We start from the raw sequence: 17,279 nt of genomic DNA, 5'->3' as shown, positions 1-17,279 counted from the left end.
ATCGACACCATCCCCGGCGCCATTCATGATCGATTATGATGCCGGACGACAGCCGCAACGAAACCAGACCCTCACCTGACGCGCTGCTTGACCATGCGGAGCGGGAGGCGCGCGGTCGTCTGCGGATCTTCCTGGGCGCAGCACCCGGTGTCGGCAAGACTTATGAAATGCTGATGTCGGGCCGTGCAAGATTGGCCGACGGGGTGGACGTGGTGATCGGCGTCGTCGAGACGCACGGGCGGAAAGAAACCCAGGTGCTGGTCGACGGCTATGAGGTGCTTCCCCGTCGCCAGGTCGACTACAAGGGGCGCATCCTCGAGGAAATGGATCTCGACGCCATCCTTGCCCGGCGTCCAGCGCTGGTCCTCGTCGACGAGCTCGCCCATACCAACGCGCCGGGCAGCCGCCATCCCAAGCGCTATCTCGACGTTCAGGAAATCCTAACGCACGGTATCGACGTCTACACGACGCTCAACATCCAGCATGTCGAAAGCCTGAACGATGTCGTGGCGCAGATCACGCGCGTCAGAGTGCGCGAGACGGTTCCAGACTCCGTCATCGACCAAGCCGACGACATCGAGATCATCGATCTCACTCCCGACGACCTGATCAAGCGGCTCGAGGAGGGCAAGGTTTATATCCCCAGCACCGCCCAGCGCGCCATCGAGAACTATTTCTCGCCGGGCAATTTGACGGCGCTCAGGGAACTGGCGCTCCGCCGCACCGCCCAGCGCGTCGACGAGCAGTTGCTGACCCACATGCAGGCCCACGCCATACCCGGACCCTGGGCGGCGGGGGAAAGGGTTCTCGTCTGCGTCGATGCGCGTCCGGGCGGGGCGGCCCGTGTCCGCTATGCGCGGAGGTTGGCCGACCGGCTCCGCGCCCCCTGGACGGCGCTTCATGTCGATACCCCTCGTTCAGCCGCGATGTCGGAGGAGGACAAGGATCGGCTGGCGACGCTGCTGCGGCTTGCCGAGCAGCTCGGCGCCGAGGTAACGACCATTCCAGGTCAGAACGTCGCGCAGGACATCGTTCGCCATGCGACCGCGAACAACTTCACCCATATCGTGATCGGCAGGCCGACCCGATCGCGCTGGCGGGAATTGATCGAAGGCTCGCTCACTTATGATCTCATCCGTAATGCCGGCGACATCAGCGTCCATGTCATTTCGGGAAACGAACGCAACGCCGAGGCGACGTCGAGGACCGTCAAGGCGGCGGACGAGCAGTGGCAATTCGAGATCTGGCCCTATCTCAAGGCCACGGCCTATGTTGTTGGCTCGCTCGCCTGCGCCCTCCTTCTCCACCAGTTTCTCGACGTCCGCAATCTGGCGATCATCTTTCTCATCGGGGTCCTGACGTCGGCGGTGACCGGCGGTCTCTGGCCGGCCTTGTATGCCTGCCTCATCAGCGCCATTGCCTTCAACTATTTCTTCCTGGAACCACGCTACACGCTGACGGTCCACGATCCGGAGAGCATCGTTGCGCTGGCTGTCTTCCTGGTTGTTGCGGTCATTGCCAGCAATCTGACGGCGCGTGTGCAGCGGCAGGCGGTCGCCGCCCGATCACGGGCACGCGCCACGGAAGATATCTATCTCTTCTCAAAGAAGCTCGCCGGCGCCGGCACGCTGGACGACGTACTGTGGGCCACAGCCTTCCAGATTGCCTCGATGCTGAAGCTGCGCGTGGTGCTGCTTTTGCCGGAGAATGGTTCGATCACCGTCAAGGCCGGCTATCCGCCTGACGACACGCTGGCCGAGGCAGACATCGCAGCCGCCCGTTGGGCCTGGGAGCACGATCGCGCTGCGGGCCGTGGCGCCGATACGCTTCCCGGGGCAAAACGCCTATATCTTCCGCTGCGGACCGGGCGCACCGCTGTCGGCGTCGTCGGCCTCGACAACGACAAGCAAGGCCCGCTGCTGACTCCCGAACAGAAGCGCCTCCTCGACGCCCTCGCCGATCAGGCGGCAGTCGCCATCGAACGCATCCAGCTTGTTGCCGACGTCGACCGGGCCAAGCTCGAGGCCGAGGCGGACCGCCTGCGCTCGGCGCTGCTGACCTCGATTTCCCATGATCTGAAAACGCCGCTGGCCGCCATCATGGGCGCCGCCGGTACCTTGCGGGAATTTGCGCCGGCGCTTCCCGAAGCGGACCGGGCGGACCTGCTGTCGACCGTGCTCGACGAATCGGAACGGCTGAACCGCTTCATCGCCAATTTGCTCGACATGACCAAGATCGAATCCGGTGCGATGGAGCCGAACTACGCATTCCACTATGTCGGCGATATTGTCGGCACCGCCTTGCATCGAGCCAGAAAAATCATCGGCGAACACAAGACCGAAATGGACATTCCCACGGATTTGCCGATGTTGAGGGTCGATCCCGTCCTGTTCGAGCAGGCGCTGTTCAACCTCCTCGACAATGCCGCTAAATACGCGCCGCCAGCTTCGACGATCCGCCTGCAGGGCTGGGCCGACAATGGTTTCGTCATCGTGCAGATCATGGACGAGGGGCCAGGCATTCCGCCAGCGGACCTGGAGCGCATTTTCGACACGTTCCACCGGGTGCGCAAGGGCGATCAGGTCCGTGCCGGCACCGGGCTCGGGCTCTCGATCTGCCGCGGCTTCATCGAGGCGATGGGCGGCACGATTTCGGCGGCCAACAGGACCGACCGCTCGGGTGCGGTTTTCACCATCAGGATGCCGGTGCCGCCAGACCAACATGTGAACGAACCCGACATGGATGACCTGCCATGACGAACCTGGACGTCAGGATATTGGTCGTCGATGACGAACCGCCGATCCGCAAGCTGCTCCGCGTCGGCCTTGGCAGCCAGGGCTATGCAATCAGCGAGGCGCCGAACGCCAAGGCGGCGATCGAACTCATGGAGACGGAAAGGCCGGACCTGATCCTGCTCGATCTCGGCCTGCCCGGCATGGGCGGCCACGAATTGCTGCGCAAATGGCGGGATGACGGCCTGGATGTTCCCGTGGTCATCCTGTCCAGCCGCACCGACGAGACCGGCATCGTCTCGGCACTTGAGCTCGGCGCCGACGACTATGTCATCAAGCCGTTCGGCATGAACGAGCTTGTCGCGCGCATCCGCGTGGCGCTCCGCCACAAGTTCCAGCAGCAGGGTGAGAAGCCGGTCTTCCACACCGGCGATCTCACGGTCGATCTGGTGAAGCGCATCGTCACGATCGAGGGCAGGGAGATAAAGCTCTCGCCGAAGGAGTACGACATCCTGCGCATCCTCGTGCAGCACGCCGGCAAGGTTCTCACCCACCAGTTTCTTTTGAGGCAGGTCTGGGGCGATTCGACCGACGTGCAGTATCTCAGGGTCTATGTGCGGCAGCTCAGGCAAAAGATCGAGAAAACGCCCGACCAGCCGCGTTACATCACCACCGAAACCGGCGTCGGATATCGTCTGCGCGAAGTGGATTGAATATAATCCTGGTGGACAACGCTCAATTGGCGAGAGTTCCGCGGTCGAGAAAAGCGCGCCGCTGGAGCCGGCCAATGAGATGGGAAAGCTGATCGGCTGGCCTGTATCAAGCGCGACCGCATTAATTCTCAAAAATGGTGGCGGCCTTGAGCAGCGGCGTGATTTTCGCGTTGAATGCCACGGGCACCAGGCAACCGGCGGCCTGTCAAGTGCTGAACTGCAGGATGCCCTCAATTTCTTGTCGCCGATCTCGAGATTTATCCTTGCCCGGCACACATGGGTCGGCCGGCTTGAGTTCCGGTAACTCAACCCGCCAATTCCGCCCCGCGAGGCTTTAGCCATGGCATCACCGGGCAAATGCCCTATATGATTGGAGGCTCCAGTTTGGTGCGGGAATGAATGGATGTCGCCGCTTCGCCCATCGACGATCTTCATGTCGGCAATGCTGGCAACAGCGATGCTGTCGGACGCGGCCGTCTCCGCGCAGATCGTCACTCCCGCCAACCGCAACGCGCTGGTCCTGCAAAACGAATTGCAGATGCTGGAGAACAGGCTGCGGCGGCAGCGATATCAGCAGCAGCAACAGCAGTTCCGTGCCCAGGATCGCGAGTTCGCGCCGCAACGGCCTGATGTTCAGCAGATGAGGCCTACGTGCCAGTTGCGGCGGTCGGGCAGCCGCTTCATCAGCACCTGCCGCTGATAGCCGACGCTTTTCATTTATTTAGCCGGCTTATAGCCTTGAATACCGCTCCACTTGAAGTAGCATCAAAGGCGGTTTTGATTTTCGCAACGTGCCTTTGTGCTTGGGCACTGCCCTGATTGGATCTCGGGAATGGCAGCCACCAAGAAGAAGGTTGTACGCAAGGCGAGGAAGGGCGAGCGGATCCGTCAGGTCGCGGCGATTCCTTTTCGGCTGAGCGAGCATGGCAACGTCGAGGTGATGCTGGTCACCTCGATATCGACAAGGCGCTTTATCGTGCCCAAGGGCTGGCCGATGAAGGGCAAGAGTGGGCGCAAGGCAGCCACCATCGAAGCGCAGGAGGAAGCCGGCGTCCTCGGCAAGACGCTGAAGCAGCCGGCCGGCACCTATTCCTACTGGAAGCGGCTGACAAACCGCTTCGTCCGCGTCGACGTCATCGTCTACCTGCTGGCGGTGACGGAGGAGCTGGCCAATTGGCAGGAAGCCAAAAGGCGGCAGCGAGCATGGCTGACGCCGGCAGACGCAGCAGCGCTTATCGACGAGCCCGATCTTTCAACGCTGCTGAAGAACTTGAAAGTTCCCCAACCAGCGCCCGCTGGCGAACCTGAACCAAGGCCTCATTTGGAGTCGCCATCTCCCTGAGTAAAAGGCCGCACCGGCGTGCCGGTATAGGCCCACAGCCATTCGCGCGGCAGTGGTCCCTTGTTGCGGTCGCTCTGTTGCGACTGTTCCCACGCATGCGCCAATATGCCAACCGAGCGCGAGAGCACGAAAAGGCCGCGTGTCAGCGGCGGCGGAAAGCCGAGCTCGCCATAGATGACGGCAGTGGCGCCGTCGATGTTGAGCGGGATCTTCTTGCCCTTGCGCCGCGTGACATCGGCCTCAACAGCCTCGGCGATGTCGGCGAAACGTCCACTGATGATGCCGCGCGCGGCAAAATCGCGGGTCAGCTCGATGAGGCGCGGCGCCCGCGGATCGACCGGGTGGAAGCGGTGCCCGAGCCCCGGCACATAGGATTTTTCCTCGGCGAAGATACGATCGAGCCGCGCCGCGACGGCATCGGCAAGCGTCACTCCTGCGTCCAGTGCCGCGGCGATGTCGCCGTAGAAGGCAAGGGCCTGCTCGCCAGCGCCGCCATGCACGTCGCCAAGCACATTTATGGCTGAGGCCATGGCGCTGTTGATGCCAACGCCGCAGGTAGCCGCCATGCGTGCAATGGCGATTGACGGCGCCTGCGGCCCGTGGTCGACGGCGGCACCGAGCGCGATGCCGAGCAGCGCCGCCTGCTCCTTACCAGGCAGTTCGCCGCGCAGCATCAGCCAGATCATCGCCGGAAAGCTGACGCGGCCGATCAGGTCCTGGATCTCATAGCCGCGCAGCCGGATCACGCCAGGGCGCATTTCGATGATATCGGTCTGCCACCATTCCTCGCCGCGCTCGCGGCCGGTTTTTTTCCCAACGTTGCTCATGTCCTCGCGTCGCTCATCCCTGCGCCCTTTTCTTGACGCGCGGCGGCAGACCGGCAAACACCTCGTCCATATGCTCGCCCAGCGCCGGCGGCGGCTTGGTCGGCAAGGGTGCCGCACCATCGACCATGAACCCGCCGCGCACGACGGTCAGCGGCCGGTCGATATTCGGCATGCCATCGAAACGGGTGGTCATCTCGCGCTCGATCACTTGCTGCTCGGCCAGCACTTGCGGGATCGTCAGCACCCTGCCCGCCGGCACGCCTGCGCGATTGAGCGTCTCCTCCCAGGCTGCGGCCGAGCTGTTCGCCAGGGCATCCTCGATCAGTGCCTTTAGGGCGATGCGGTTGCGCTTGCGCGTCTCGCGCTCGGCAAAGCGCGGGTCTGACGCCAGCTCCGGCAGCCCGACCAGCCGGCAGAGCGCCACGAACTGCTCCTGTTTGTTGGCGGCGATGTTGAGCAGACCGTCGCCGGTGCGAAATGTCCCGGAAGGTGCAGCCGTCATGTTCTCATTGCCCATCGGCTGCGGCTCGACGTCAGCCGTCAGGTAGTTGGAGACCGGCCACCCCAGCGCAGAGAGCGTGCATTCGAGCATCGACACGTCGAGGAAGGCGCCCTCGCCTGTCGTCTTCTGCTTCACGAGTGCCGCGGCGATGGCGAACGCCCCGACCAGCCCGCCCAGCGTGTCGGCGACCGGATAGCCGACACGCAGCGGCGCGATCTCCGGTGTGCCGGTGATGCTCATGATGCCTGAAAGGCCCTGGATGATCTGGTCGTAGGCAGGATTGTCGCGCATCGGCCCGGTCTGGCCGAAGCCCGAAATCGCGCAATAGATAAGGCTGGGGCGGACCCCTCTCAGCCTCGCAAAGCCAAGCCCCAGCCGGTCCATCACGCCGGGGCGGAAATTCTCGACCAGCGCGTCGGCGGAGGCGACGAGATCGAGAAAGCGTTCGCGATCGGCCTCTTTCTTGAGATCGAGCACCACCGATCGTTTGCCGGCGTTCTGCGCCAGGAACGAAGCGCCCATTCCGGCACTGTTGAGCTCCGGCGAGCCGCCGAGCTGGCGCGCCAGGTCGCCGCCCTGCGGCGCCTCGACCTTGATCACGTCGGCCCCGAGCAGCGCCAGCTGATAGGCGCAGTAGGGGCCAGCCAGAACATTGGTCAGGTCGAGGACGCGGATACCGGACAGCAGATCGGTCATGATGTTCCAGACAGGTCAGGCATCGCCCGGCACTTGTTCCGGTCCTCGCGTGCGCCGGCGTTCGATGAAAGCGTAGATATGCGGCCCAATCAGCCCGATGAACGCCAGCGTCAGCAGCGTCAGCGACAGCGGATGCTTGTAGAACACCGACCAGTCGCCGTTCGAGATGGTCATCGCGCGACGGAACTGGGTTTCGGCGAGCGGCCACAGGATCATGCCGATGATGACCGGCGCCGTCGGGAAATCGAAGCGCCGCATCAGGAATCCGGCCCCGCCGAGCAGATAGAGGATGACGAGGTCGGTCGGCGACTGCGAAATACCGTAGGTGCCGACCGTGGCGAACACCAGGATGCCGGCATAGAGCTGCGGCGCCGGGATTTTCAGCAGCCGCACCCACAACCCGATCAGCGGCAGGTTGAGGATGACGAGGATGACATTGGCGATGAACAGGCTGGCGATCAGCCCCCAGACCAGATTGGCCTGGGTCATGAACAGCATCGGCCCGGGATTGATGCCATAGCTCTGGAAGGCCGACAGCATGATCGCGGCCGTCGCCGAGGTCGGCAAGCCGAGCGTCAGCATCGGCACCAGCACGCCGGCGGCCGATGCGTTGTTGGCGGCCTCCGGGCCGGCAACACCTTCGATGGCGCCGGTCGTGCCGAACTCCTCCTTGTGTGTGGAGAGCTTCTTCTCCATCGCATAGGACAGGAACGTCGGGATTTCGGCGCCGCCGGCCGGCAGAGCGCCGATCGGGAAGCCTACCAGGGCGCCGCGCAGCCAAGCTTTCCACGAGCGCGCCCATTCGGCGGCGGTCATGTAGAGCGATCCCTTTAGCGGCACGATCTCGTCCTTGCCAGCATAGCGGCGCGAGGCCATGTAGAGCGTCTCGCCGACCGCAAAGAGGCCGACGGCGACGACGATCACGTCGACACCGTCGAGCAACTGGCTCATGCCGAAGGTGAAGCGCGGCTGGCCGGTCTGCAGATCGACGCCGATCATGCCGATGACGAAGCCGACGAACAGGCTGGTCAGGCCACGCACCGACGATGAGCCGAGCACCGCCGAAACCGTGATGAAGGCCAGCACCATCAGCGAAAAATATTCGGCCGGGCCGAAAGACAGCGCGAATTTGACAACGACCGGGGCCAGGAATGCGACGCCCAGCGTGCCGAGTGTGCCGGCGACGAAGGAGCCGATCGCCGATGTGGCAAGTGCCGCGCCGCCGCGGCCGGAACGGGCCATCCTGTTGCCTTCCAGCGCAGTGACGATGGTCGCACTTTCGCCCGGCGTGTTGAGCAGGATCGATGTCGTCGAACCACCATACATGGCGCCGTAATAGATACCGGCAAACAGGATGAAGGATGCTTCCGGTGCCACCTGATAGGTGATCGGCAAAAGCAGCGCGATGGTCAGCGCCGGTCCGAGGCCGGGCAGCACGCCGATCGCGGTCCCCAGTGTCGTGCCGAGCAGGCACCACATGAGATTGACCGGCGTAAAAGCGACCGAAAATCCGTGCGCGAGATGGCCAAGCGTTTCCATGGCTTCAGGCCCTCAACATACGGATGATCGAATCGAGTACCGTGTTCAGCTGGTTCTCGATGAAGCCGGCGCCGATGTTGACGCCAAGCGCCCTCGCGAAGCCGAAATAGGCGGCAAGCGCCAGGATCAGCCCGAGCAGCACGTCACGCAGCGGATGTCTGCTGCCGAACCCGTGGCAGATGAGAACGAACATGATCACCGAGGCTGCGGTGAAGCCAAGCGGCTGGATCAGAACAAGGTTCGAGACCAGTCCGACGGCGACGATGCCCATCGCCTTCCAGTCGGTCGGCGTTTCCTTTTCTTCTTCCGGCTGCCAGCCGCCTCGCAGGGCGGCGACGATCAGCAGGAGGGAAAGGATCGTCATGCCGACCATGGTGATATAGGGGAAGACAGTGGGGCCGACCTTCGAGTAGAGCGGCGACACCGGAATCGACAGCGTTTGCCAGGCAACTGCGCCGGCGCAGGCGAGAAGCCCGATGCCGATCAGCAATTCGGGCACGGCAAGGCGCGGCCGCGCCGCCTGCTGGTCGCTGGTGCTCATGATCGTCCTCCCTGGATAGGCCGGTCTCCCACAGCCGATCTTACCGCAGTTTCACTCGCGCTGGATTGCATGTCCATGTGGCTGGCGAACTTCGGAGAGGGGCAGTGCAGACCGCCCCTCTCCGAGCACATCAGGCAAGGCCAAGGTCCTTGAGGATGGCTGCGATCCGGGTGGTGTCCTCGGCGAGAAATTTCGCATAGGCATCGCCGGTGAGCAGGATTTGCGTCCAGTTGCGGTTTTTGCATTCGGTGGCCCAGGCATCGCTTTTGGCCATGGTCTCGACCAGCGTGATCATCGCCGCCTTGTCGGCGTCGGAAACGCCCGGCGGTGCGAAGACGCCGCGCCAGTTGAACAATTCGACATCGATGCCGGCTTCCTTCAGCGTCGGTGCGTCGATGCCTTCCTGGCGCTTGTCCGCGGAAATGGCGAGCAGCCGAAGCGCGCCTGCCTTGACCTGTTCGGAGAACTCGCCGTAGCCGGAAATGCCGGCCGCGACCTGGTTGCCGAGAAGCGCCGACAGCGCCTCGCCGCCGCCGGCGAACGGCACGTAGGAGAGGTTGGCTGCCGGGACACCGGCCGTTTTCGCGATAAGGCCGAACAATATATGGTCCGAGCCGCCGGCCGAACCGCCAGCCACCGGAACCTTGGTCGGATCGGCCTTGAGGGCGGCGACGAAATCCGCTGCGGTCTTGAACGGCGAGGCCGACGGCACCACAAGCGCCTCGAATTCGCCGGTGAGGCGGGCGATCGGCGTGACTTCGGTGAGATTGTTGGCGGATTTGTTGGCGATGATGGCGCCAACCATGACCATGCCGGCAACCATCAGCGAATTGCCCTTGCCGTTCCACTGGCTGATGAATTGCGGCAGGCCGACTGTGCCGCCGGCGCCGCCGACATTGGTGATCTGCGAACCGGAGATCAGCTTCTCACTGCGCAGCACCTGGTCCATCGTGCGCGCCGTTTGGTCCCAGCCGCCGCCGGGTGCTGCCGGCACGAAGATCTGGATCTGCGGTGCGTCCTGCGCGAAAGCGGGCGAGAGATGCAACGCTGCGAAGCCGGCGGCGCCGGCAGCGGCGGTGCTCGTTAAAAATCTGCGTCTGTTCAGCATGGGATTCCTCCAATCACGACACCTCCTCTGGTGCCTGCCAGCAACGTAGCCTGAATTCAGACCCGCTCGACGAAAATTCATGCAGTCTTTGCCCCGTTCTGTCAACCGGAATGGCATTCTACTGGACAGAACTATCTGCATGCGGCACAATTGTTCCGATCGGCCCTTCTGTCCAAAATGGGAACGGAACGACGTGGTCAAGCAGATAACCGTAACACAATCCGAGCCTGCGTCGACCAACGGCGTTGCCGCGCTCGATCGTGCGATTGCCATCCTCGATGCTTTCGCTACTGCCGACCGGTCGCTTAGCCTGGCCGAAATCGCGGCGCGGACCGGCCTCTACAAGAGCACGATCCTGAGGCTGGCCAACTCATTGCTGCGCGGGCAGTTGCTGGAGCGTCTCGACGATGGCCGCTACCGTGTCGGCCCTGCCACCTTCCGGCTGGGCGCCCTATACCAGCGTTCGGTTGTGGCGATCGACATTCTGCTGCCGATCATGCGCGATCTGGCCGAGCGAAGTTGGGAAAGCGTCGCTTTCTATGTCCGTTCGGGCGACGTGCGCACCTGTCTCTACCGCGTCGAGTCCAAGCATCCCATCCGCTACACCATACGGGAAGGCGACGTGCTGCCGTTGCTGGCCGGTTCAGGCGGCCGCGTGCTTGCGGCGTTTTCCGGTCAGCAGGGCGAGCCTTACGAGACGATCCGCAAAACCTACCATTGTTTGTCGGTCGGCGACCGCGACCCCGAGACGGCCGGCGTCTCGGCACCGGTTTTCGGGCCGGGCCCCACCTTGCTCGGGGCATTGACGCTGTCCGGCCCGAGCACGCGCGTCGACGCGGCCTTTCTCCAGCGCATGAAAAACCCGCTGATCGAGGCAGCCGCGCGCGCCACCCGCGCTTTCGGCGAAGACGCCTCGATGCTCGAACAGGCGGCCCGCAAAGCCGGTGCCGAGACGGAAGGCGTAAAAAGCCTCGATTCGGCCTGACAAGAACCACAAGATGACAGGCAGCATCCTCAAGCCTGCCGTTCCAGCAGGATCGTCGTATCGTCGTGATAGGTGGTCCGCAGCACCTCCCTGTAGCCGCATTTTGCCGCGACGTTCAATGACGCGGTGTTTTCCGGATCGATGATGCAGACGGTCCTTGCGCGCCCGAATGCGTCGTCGCCCCAGGCGAGAACCCGTCCGACGACTTAGCTGGCGAGTCCTTTGCCATGTGCGCTCGGGGCCAGTGCCCAACCGGCTTCCGGAACGCCTTCGATCGACGGCACCATGTCGCGCTTCAGATCGTGAAAGCCGGCCTCGCCGATGAAGCGGCCGGATGCCTTGTCCTCGATCGCCCAAAAGCCGTAGCCCAGCAGCGACCACAGGCCGGCATGACGCAGGAAGCGCATCCAGCTTTCCTCCCGAGTGCGCGGCTTGCCGCCGATGAAGCGAGTGACGGCCGGATCGGCCCACATGGCGACATAGGCATCAAAATCATCGAGCTGGTGCGGTCGCAGCACGGTGCGCGGCGTTTCAATGACGGGAGCGACGAGCGCCTGTGGATTGATCATGTGTCATGCCTCGGTTGCGTTTGCCTGTGCTTAGTGCATGTCGCCCAGGAAGCCTGCCCTTGGGCTTGACCGAGGATGCTCGGCGGTTTTGGGAAAAACGATATGCGACAGAGATCCAAATTGCCTGCACCAGACAAGAGCCAAAGCCTGTGCAGATCATCTTCCAGCCCAATGTGAATCCTGCCCAGCGGTGCTACTTCTACCAGCAGCTGATTCAGCGTCCGCTGTGCCGTCCGACGGAGGGAAAAGGGCATGGATACCACCGATCTTCTGCTTGCCATCTTTCATCATCTGCTGGTGTTCTCGCTGGCGGGCATCATCGGCGCCGAATTTGTCCTGATCCGCGGCGATCTGCCCGCCGCGACGCTCCGGCGGCTTGTCGGCATCGATCGCCATTATGGCATCATCGCCATGCTGATCATCGTCGTCGGCATCGGCCGCGTCATCTACGGCCTGAAGGGCTGGGAATTCTACGTCTACAACTGGGTGTTCTGGGCAAAGATGGCGGTCTTCGTCACCGTCGGCCTGTTGTCGATTATCCCGACGGTCCGCTTTGTTTCCTGGAACAGGCAGGCCTCGGCCAGCCCCGGTTTTCAAGTGCCGGCGGCGCAACTTGCATCCGTTCGAACTTATGTCCGCGCCGAAGCTTTCATCTTCCTGCTGATCCCGGTCTTCGCCGCGGCGATGGCGCGCGGCTACGGCTACTGAATTTCGCCTACGGGTTCGAGCGGCGCAATTTCGACCAGCGGCGCCGGAACATTATTCGTCTTCTCCTCGGCCTTGCAGATGTCGGCGATTACACAGAGCGGGCAATCCGGTTTGCGCGCCTTGCAGACATAGCGCCCATGCAGAATCAGCCAGTGATGCGCATGGCGAATATATTCGTGCGGAATGATCCTCAACAGCCCCTGCTCGACCTGCTCCGGCGTTTTGCCGGGCGCCAGTCCCAGCCGATTGCCGATGCGGAAGATATGCGTGTCGACCGCCATCGTGTGCTGGCCGAAGGCCATGTTGAGCACGACATTGGCGGTCTTGCGCCCGACGCCCGGCAGCTTGACCAGCTGGTCGCGGTCGTCAGGCACCTGGCCGCCATGGTCGCGGATCAGCGCTTCCGACAGCGCAATGACGTTCTTGGCCTTGTTGCGCCAAAGCCCGACGGTGCGGATATACTCGCCGACCTTGGCCTCGCCGAGCGCCAGCATCTTTTGCGGCGTGTCGGCGACCTTGAACAGCGCCCGCGTTGCTTTGTTGACGCCGACATCGGTCGCCTGTGCCGAAAGCACGACCGCCACCAGCAGCGTAAAGGCGTTGACATGTTCGAGCTCGCCCTTCGGCTCGGGCCGCTGAACGGAAAAGCGTCGGAAAATCTCGTGCACTTCGGCCGGGCTGTAGGAGGACCGCACCGGCCGGGCACGCGGTTTGGCGTTCGCGCCGTCGCGTCGGCCGGGGGGCGGTTCATTTTTGGGTGTAGAGGAATTTTTGGGCTTGGGGCTCGTCATCCCCTTCCTATAATATCCCGTCATGAGCGACACAAACGCCTCATTTCAGGCCGACGAGCCATTCTTCAAGGCGTTGCTGATACCGCATCGGTCGCTGGGCAAAACCGGCTTTGCCATCCTGATGGGCGCTCTGCTGTTCGGCTCGATGTTGACCGGAGCGTTTTTCCTGTCGCGCGGTGCCTGGCCGGTGTTCGGCTTCCTCGGTTTCGACGTGATTGCCGTCTACATCGCCTTTCGCGCCAATTATCGTGCCGCCCGCGCCCGCGAGGAAGTGTCGGTCTCGCGCACCAGCCTCGACATCCGCAAGACCGCGCCGTCAGGCAAATCGGAAGCGCATCGCTTCAATCCGTTCTGGGCGCGTTTTTCGGTCGCCCGCCACGCCGAGATCGGCATCACCAGGATGGCGGTGGAAGCACAAGGCCAGAATGTGCCGATCGGCGGCTTCCTCAATCCCGACGACCGCGAGAGCTTTGCGTCAGCCTTTTCGCGCGCCTTGGCGACCGCGAAAGCGCGCTGAGCAAACCGCCTCGTCCGCGAAATGGTCTTTCAGCAGCGATTGAGGCAGTCTCCAGTGCCTTGTCAAGACGGTGATTAGCAGCGTCTCCTTCTCCTTGGGGAGATGACCTTTTAGCCAGCCATCATCGGCTCGTTTCCCGAAGCCAATTCCATCTGGGGAAGAGCGGCAAGAAGGCAAGTTTCGGGTGGTGATCGGCGCCGCGAAGGACGATATTCGCGGCCAAGGAGATAGTCCCATGAACGCACAGACAGCTATTCTGAAGAAAGACATCACACCCGAAGGCGGAGACTACGAAGTTGTTCGGCGCGCGATCGAGAAGATCAGCCTTGACTACCGTGACCAGCCGTCGCTCGAAATACTGGCCGAGGAAGTCGGCGAGACGCCGACCGGCCTGCAGAAGCTCTTCACCCGCTGGGCCGGCCTGTCGCCCAAGGCCTTCCTCCAGGCCGTCACGCTTGACCATGCACGCAAACTGCTCGATTCCGGCATGCCGCTGCTCGAGACCTCTTTCGAGGTCGGCATGTCAGGCCCCGGCCGGTTGCACGACCTTTTCGTCACTCACGAGGCGATGTCGCCGGGTGACTACAAGACGCGCGGCGCCGGGCTGACGATCCGATACGGCTACCACATCTCGCCCTTCGGCATTGCCCTGATCATGGTCACCGACCGTGGGCTTGCCGGCCTCGCCTTCAGCGATGCCGGCGGCGAGCGCGCGGCCTTTGCCGACATGTCCGCCCGCTGGCCGAACGCAACCTATGTCGAGGACATGGCCGCGACGGCGCCCTATGCCGCGCGCATCTTCGACCCGGCACTTTGGCGCGCCGACCAGCCGCTGCGCGTCGTCTTGATCGGCACCGACTTTCAGGTCCGCGTCTGGGAGGCTCTGCTGCGCATTCCGATGGGCAAGGCCTGCACCTATTCCTCGATCGCCGCCCGCATCGGCGCACCGAGTGCCAGCCGGGCGGTGGGTGCCGCGGTCGGCGCCAATCCGATGTCCTTCGTGGTGCCGTGCCACCGGGCTCTCGGCAAATCAGGCGCGCTCACCGGCTACCACTGGGGCCTGACCCGCAAACGCGCCATCCTTGGCTGGGAAGCGGGACAGGTTGGTTCTTGATGAAACGGCATAGATTCGGGCCAGCAGCGCGCGGGTTCATCTCGCGCGGTCTGGCAAGCAGCGGCCTTACGGAGTAGCTTCCCGCGCAATTAGAGCGACGTGCGTCCATTCGGAAAGTACGCTCTAACACTTTCTACGCATCGGTCTTTCCAAAAATCGACTCCGATTTTCGGAAAGCACGATGCGTCAGCAGGGAGGCACCACTTGATAATCGTTATAGGCTCGATCAACCTCGATCTAATCGCCAATGTCGACCGCTTGCCCGCACCCGGCGAGACGGTTCGGGGCTCCGGCTTCACCACCGCACCCGGCGGCAAGGGCGCCAACCAGGCGCTGGCCGCGGCGCGCGCCGGCGCCAAAGTGCGCATGGTCGGCGCGGTCGGCAAGGACAACTTCGCCACTGAAGCGCTGGCGCTGCTGCGGGACGGCAAGATCGACCTGTCCGGTGTCGGCGAGACCTTCGCCTCGACCGGCACGGCATTGATCATGGTCGCCGACGACGGCGAGAACGTGATTGCCGTGGTGCCAGGCGCCAATGATTCGGTCGTGACAGGCGACCTTTCCAAGGCTTTCATGAAAAAGGGCGATGTCGTGCTGTTGCAGCAGGAGATCCCGCTTCAGACTGTCGAAGCAGCACTGGACGTCGCACGGGCGGCAGGCACGGTCACCGTGCTCAACACGGCACCATTCCGTGACGAGGCGGCCGCCTTCCTCGGCAAGGCCGACTATGTCGTCGCCAATGAAACCGAATTCGACCTCTATGGCGAGGCGCTGTCGCTGAGCGGCCGTGATCGCCCGGCGCGGATGCGCGATTACGCCGGGAAGACCGGCCGCACAATCGTCGTCACGCTCGGCGGTGACGGCGTTCTGGCTGCCACGCCAGCCGATCTTCTGATGGTTCCGGCGCTGAAGATCACCCCTGTCGACACGGTCGGCGCCGGCGACACGTTTTGCGGCTACTTCGCCGCCGGGCTGTCATCCGGCCTGCCGCTCGATCAGGCGCTCGCCCGTGCCGCAGCCGCTGGTTCGCTGGCTTGCCTGAAACCCGGCGCCCAGCCGGCGATCCCGCTGGCGAAGGAAGTCGACGCGGCGCTACAAAATCCGCCAGCTAGGTGAGAGCCATGCGACCGGCCACAAAACATGCCGTGCCGCCCGCCGGCGATATCTGCCGCCTGTCCGCCGTGGATCTTGCCGACGCAATCAGGCGCCGGCAGTTGTCCGCGCGCGAGGTGGTGGCGGCATTCCTCGATCGAGTCGAAGCAGTGAACCCGCTGGTCAACGCCATCGTCTCGCTGCGCGAGCGCGGCGACATCCTGCGCGAGGCCGACAGGGCGGACAGCCATCTGGCGCGAGGAGGAGATGCCGGATCGCTGTTCGGCCTGCCGATTGCGATAAAAGATCTTGCGCTGACAAAAGGCCTCAGGACCACTTTCGGGTCGCCGATCTTCGCCGATTTCGTTCCGCAGGAGGACGACTTCTTCGTCGAGCGCATCCGCAAGGCCGGCGCCATCATCATCGGCAAGACCAACGTTCCCGAATTCGGCCTTGGCTCCAACACCTACAACACCGTGTTCGGTCCGACGCTCAATGCTTTCGATCCGGCCCTGACCGCCGGCGGCTCGAGCGGCGGCGCGGCTGTCGCCCTCGCCCTCGACATGCTTCCTGTCGCCGATGGCAGCGACTTTGGCGGCTCGCTGCGCAATCCGGCCGCCTACAACAATGTCTATGGCTTTCGTCCGTCGCAGGGGCTGGTCCCGGCCGGCCCCGAGCTTGACGTCTTTCACGCGCAGATGGGCGTCGAAGGGCCGATGGGCCGCAACGTGCGCGACATGGCGCTGCTGCTCGACGAGCAGGCTGGCTACGATCCTCGCGCGCCGCTCTCACATCACAAGCACGGCTCGTTCCTCGAAGGGCTTCGAGCGCCGACGACCGGCGGCCGCATCGCCTGGTTCGGCGATCTTGGCGGCCATCTGCCGGTTGAACCCGGCATTCTACAGCTTTGCGAGGCCGCGCTCGGCCGATTCGCCGACGTATCCTTTCAGACCGAAGCGCTGGTACCGGATTTCGACTTCGAAGCGCTGTGGCAGGCCTTTGTGACGCTGCGCCAGGCGAGCAGCGGTTGTGCGCTCAAGGCGCATTACGACGATCCCCTGAAACGCAGTCTTCTGAAGCCGGAGGCCGTGTGGGAGGTGGAACACGCGCTTCACCTCACGGCGCCGCAGATCCACGCCGCAACGGTGAGGCGCTCGTCCTGGCACAAAACCCTACTATCGCTCTTCGACCGCTTCGACCTCGTCGCATTGCCGACTGCGCAGATCTTCCCCTTCGAGGTCTCCACCCACTGGCCGATGCAAGTGGCCGGGCGTGCCATGGACAGCTATCACCGCTGGATGCAGGTTTCAGCGTTCGCCACGCTGGGCGGCTGCCCTGCGGTCAACGTACCGGCGGGCTTCGATGCCAGAGGCAGGCCGATGGGCATGCAATTGATCGGACGGCCGCGCGGCGACATGGCCGTGCTGAGAGCGGCGGCGGCCTACGAGACGACGCTGCCATGGCAGGCCGGAGCCTAAAATCCAGGTCAGGGCTGTCAGCGAC

General features: G+C 63.6%; 17 protein-coding genes and 1 pseudogene. 11 read left to right on the top strand and 7 right to left on the bottom strand.

Going from position 1 to position 17,279, the window contains the following annotated elements; all coding sequences use genetic code 11:
* Positions 1-38: 38 nt before the first annotated feature.
* The 5 genes from ACWUKX_RS12295 to ACWUKX_RS12275 all read left to right on the top strand — a co-directional run bounded on the left by ACWUKX_RS12295 (position 39) and on the right by ACWUKX_RS12275 (position 4,787).
* The gene (locus ACWUKX_RS12295) at positions 39-2,756 is read left to right on the top strand and encodes a DUF4118 domain-containing protein (RefSeq protein ID WP_456006965.1); all 2,718 of its coding nucleotides are present in this window, start codon (positions 39-41) and stop codon (positions 2,754-2,756) included.
* A complete protein-coding gene (locus ACWUKX_RS12290) occupies positions 2,753-3,445 on the top strand; it encodes a response regulator transcription factor (RefSeq protein WP_095520232.1) in 693 nt (230 codons plus the stop codon). The genes ACWUKX_RS12295 and ACWUKX_RS12290 overlap by 4 nt, the downstream gene beginning before the upstream one ends.
* Before the next feature lie 79 nt (positions 3,446-3,524).
* Positions 3,525-3,749: a hypothetical protein gene (locus tag ACWUKX_RS12285; RefSeq protein WP_456006963.1), complete on the top strand. Its 225-nt coding sequence runs from the start codon at positions 3,525-3,527 to the stop codon at positions 3,747-3,749.
* A 99-nt stretch (positions 3,750-3,848) separates the two neighbouring features.
* A complete protein-coding gene (locus ACWUKX_RS12280; protein ID WP_029348138.1) occupies positions 3,849-4,145 on the top strand; it encodes a hypothetical protein in 297 nt (98 codons plus the stop codon).
* 132 nt (positions 4,146-4,277) lie between these two features.
* Positions 4,278-4,787 (top strand): NUDIX hydrolase, encoded by a 510-nt coding sequence (locus ACWUKX_RS12275; protein ID WP_456006961.1) that lies wholly within the window; start codon positions 4,278-4,280, stop codon positions 4,785-4,787.
* Here the strand turns inward: ACWUKX_RS12275 and ACWUKX_RS12270 are convergent.
* The 5 genes from ACWUKX_RS12270 to ACWUKX_RS12250 all read right to left on the bottom strand — a co-directional run bounded on the left by ACWUKX_RS12270 (position 4,763) and on the right by ACWUKX_RS12250 (position 10,000).
* Positions 4,763-5,614, bottom strand: a complete 852-nt coding sequence (locus ACWUKX_RS12270) for a citryl-CoA lyase (RefSeq protein WP_029348141.1) — start codon at positions 5,612-5,614, stop codon at positions 4,763-4,765. The genes ACWUKX_RS12275 and ACWUKX_RS12270 overlap by 25 nt on opposite strands.
* A gap of 13 nt (positions 5,615-5,627) precedes the next feature.
* On the bottom strand, positions 5,628-6,812 hold the full coding sequence (locus tag ACWUKX_RS12265) for a CaiB/BaiF CoA transferase family protein (protein WP_456006959.1): 1,185 nt from the start codon (positions 6,810-6,812) through the stop codon (positions 5,628-5,630).
* A 15-nt stretch (positions 6,813-6,827) separates the two neighbouring features.
* Positions 6,828-8,351, bottom strand: coding sequence for a tripartite tricarboxylate transporter permease (locus tag ACWUKX_RS12260; RefSeq protein ID WP_456006957.1), 1,524 nt, complete (start codon positions 8,349-8,351; stop codon positions 6,828-6,830).
* A gap of 4 nt (positions 8,352-8,355) precedes the next feature.
* Complete coding sequence (locus tag ACWUKX_RS12255) at positions 8,356-8,892, bottom strand: tripartite tricarboxylate transporter TctB family protein (RefSeq protein WP_456006955.1); 537 nt, start codon at positions 8,890-8,892, stop codon at positions 8,356-8,358.
* 130 nt (positions 8,893-9,022) lie between these two features.
* A complete protein-coding gene (locus ACWUKX_RS12250; RefSeq protein WP_455850565.1) occupies positions 9,023-10,000 on the bottom strand; it encodes a Bug family tripartite tricarboxylate transporter substrate binding protein in 978 nt (325 codons plus the stop codon).
* Positions 10,001-10,193: 193 nt separating this feature from the next.
* On the opposite strand from ACWUKX_RS12250, the gene ACWUKX_RS12245 reads away from it, so the two are divergent.
* Entirely contained in the window at positions 10,194-10,985 is a 792-nt protein-coding gene (locus ACWUKX_RS12245; RefSeq protein WP_084831605.1) for an IclR family transcriptional regulator, read from the top strand.
* A gap of 29 nt (positions 10,986-11,014) precedes the next feature.
* Here ACWUKX_RS12245 and ACWUKX_RS12240 read toward each other — a convergent pair.
* Positions 11,015-11,554, bottom strand: a pseudogene (locus tag ACWUKX_RS12240) (GNAT family N-acetyltransferase).
* 252 nt (positions 11,555-11,806) lie between these two features.
* Here ACWUKX_RS12240 and ACWUKX_RS12235 point away from each other — a divergent pair.
* Positions 11,807-12,262, top strand: a complete 456-nt coding sequence (locus tag ACWUKX_RS12235; RefSeq protein WP_456006953.1) for a DUF2214 family protein — start codon at positions 11,807-11,809, stop codon at positions 12,260-12,262.
* On the opposite strand, the gene nth is transcribed toward ACWUKX_RS12235, so the two are convergent.
* On the bottom strand, positions 12,256-13,053 hold the full coding sequence (nth, locus tag ACWUKX_RS12230; protein ID WP_456006951.1) for an endonuclease III: 798 nt from the start codon (positions 13,051-13,053) through the stop codon (positions 12,256-12,258). The two genes, ACWUKX_RS12235 and nth, sit on opposite strands and share 7 nt — an antisense overlap.
* Before the next feature lie 22 nt (positions 13,054-13,075).
* Here nth and ACWUKX_RS12225 point away from each other — a divergent pair, with 22 nt between their 5' ends.
* From ACWUKX_RS12225 to ACWUKX_RS12210, 4 genes are all read left to right on the top strand, one after another.
* Complete coding sequence (locus ACWUKX_RS12225; protein WP_456006949.1) at positions 13,076-13,570, top strand: DUF2244 domain-containing protein; 495 nt, start codon at positions 13,076-13,078, stop codon at positions 13,568-13,570.
* Positions 13,571-13,805: 235 nt separating this feature from the next.
* On the top strand, positions 13,806-14,684 hold the full coding sequence (locus tag ACWUKX_RS12220) for a methylated-DNA--[protein]-cysteine S-methyltransferase (protein ID WP_456006947.1): 879 nt from the start codon (positions 13,806-13,808) through the stop codon (positions 14,682-14,684).
* A gap of 204 nt (positions 14,685-14,888) precedes the next feature.
* Positions 14,889-15,800, top strand: coding sequence for a ribokinase (locus ACWUKX_RS12215; protein WP_456006945.1), 912 nt, complete (start codon positions 14,889-14,891; stop codon positions 15,798-15,800).
* Between the two features lie 5 nt (positions 15,801-15,805).
* On the top strand, positions 15,806-17,254 hold the full coding sequence (locus ACWUKX_RS12210; protein ID WP_456006943.1) for an amidase: 1,449 nt from the start codon (positions 15,806-15,808) through the stop codon (positions 17,252-17,254).
* The last annotated feature ends 25 nt before the right edge of the window (positions 17,255-17,279 follow it).

This window comes from Mesorhizobium sp. f-mel, assembly GCF_053850215.1.
This window is presented reverse-complemented; position numbering and strand designations above follow the sequence as displayed.

Excerpts from the sequence above, each read along its gene's own strand:
- ACWUKX_RS12295 (WP_456006965.1), top strand. The coding sequence starts at position 39 with ATGCCGGACGACAGCCGCAACGAAACCAGACCCTCACCTGACGCGCTG.
- ACWUKX_RS12290 (WP_095520232.1), top strand. The coding sequence starts at position 2,753 with ATGACGAACCTGGACGTCAGGATATTGGTCGTCGATGACGAACCGCCG.
- ACWUKX_RS12285 (WP_456006963.1), top strand. The coding sequence starts at position 3,525 with ATGGGAAAGCTGATCGGCTGGCCTGTATCAAGCGCGACCGCATTAATT.
- ACWUKX_RS12280 (WP_029348138.1), top strand. The coding sequence starts at position 3,849 with ATGTCGCCGCTTCGCCCATCGACGATCTTCATGTCGGCAATGCTGGCA.
- ACWUKX_RS12275 (WP_456006961.1), top strand. The coding sequence starts at position 4,278 with ATGGCAGCCACCAAGAAGAAGGTTGTACGCAAGGCGAGGAAGGGCGAG.
- ACWUKX_RS12270 (WP_029348141.1), bottom strand. The coding sequence starts at position 5,614 with ATGAGCAACGTTGGGAAAAAAACCGGCCGCGAGCGCGGCGAGGAATGG.
- ACWUKX_RS12265 (WP_456006959.1), bottom strand. The coding sequence starts at position 6,812 with ATGACCGATCTGCTGTCCGGTATCCGCGTCCTCGACCTGACCAATGTT.
- ACWUKX_RS12260 (WP_456006957.1), bottom strand. The coding sequence starts at position 8,351 with ATGGAAACGCTTGGCCATCTCGCGCACGGATTTTCGGTCGCTTTTACG.
- ACWUKX_RS12255 (WP_456006955.1), bottom strand. The coding sequence starts at position 8,892 with ATGAGCACCAGCGACCAGCAGGCGGCGCGGCCGCGCCTTGCCGTGCCC.
- ACWUKX_RS12250 (WP_455850565.1), bottom strand. The coding sequence starts at position 10,000 with ATGCTGAACAGACGCAGATTTTTAACGAGCACCGCCGCTGCCGGCGCC.
- ACWUKX_RS12235 (WP_456006953.1), top strand. The coding sequence starts at position 11,807 with ATGGATACCACCGATCTTCTGCTTGCCATCTTTCATCATCTGCTGGTG.
- nth (WP_456006951.1), bottom strand. The coding sequence starts at position 13,053 with ATGACGAGCCCCAAGCCCAAAAATTCCTCTACACCCAAAAATGAACCG.
- ACWUKX_RS12225 (WP_456006949.1), top strand. The coding sequence starts at position 13,076 with ATGAGCGACACAAACGCCTCATTTCAGGCCGACGAGCCATTCTTCAAG.
- ACWUKX_RS12220 (WP_456006947.1), top strand. The coding sequence starts at position 13,806 with ATGAACGCACAGACAGCTATTCTGAAGAAAGACATCACACCCGAAGGC.
- ACWUKX_RS12210 (WP_456006943.1), top strand. The coding sequence starts at position 15,806 with ATGCGACCGGCCACAAAACATGCCGTGCCGCCCGCCGGCGATATCTGC.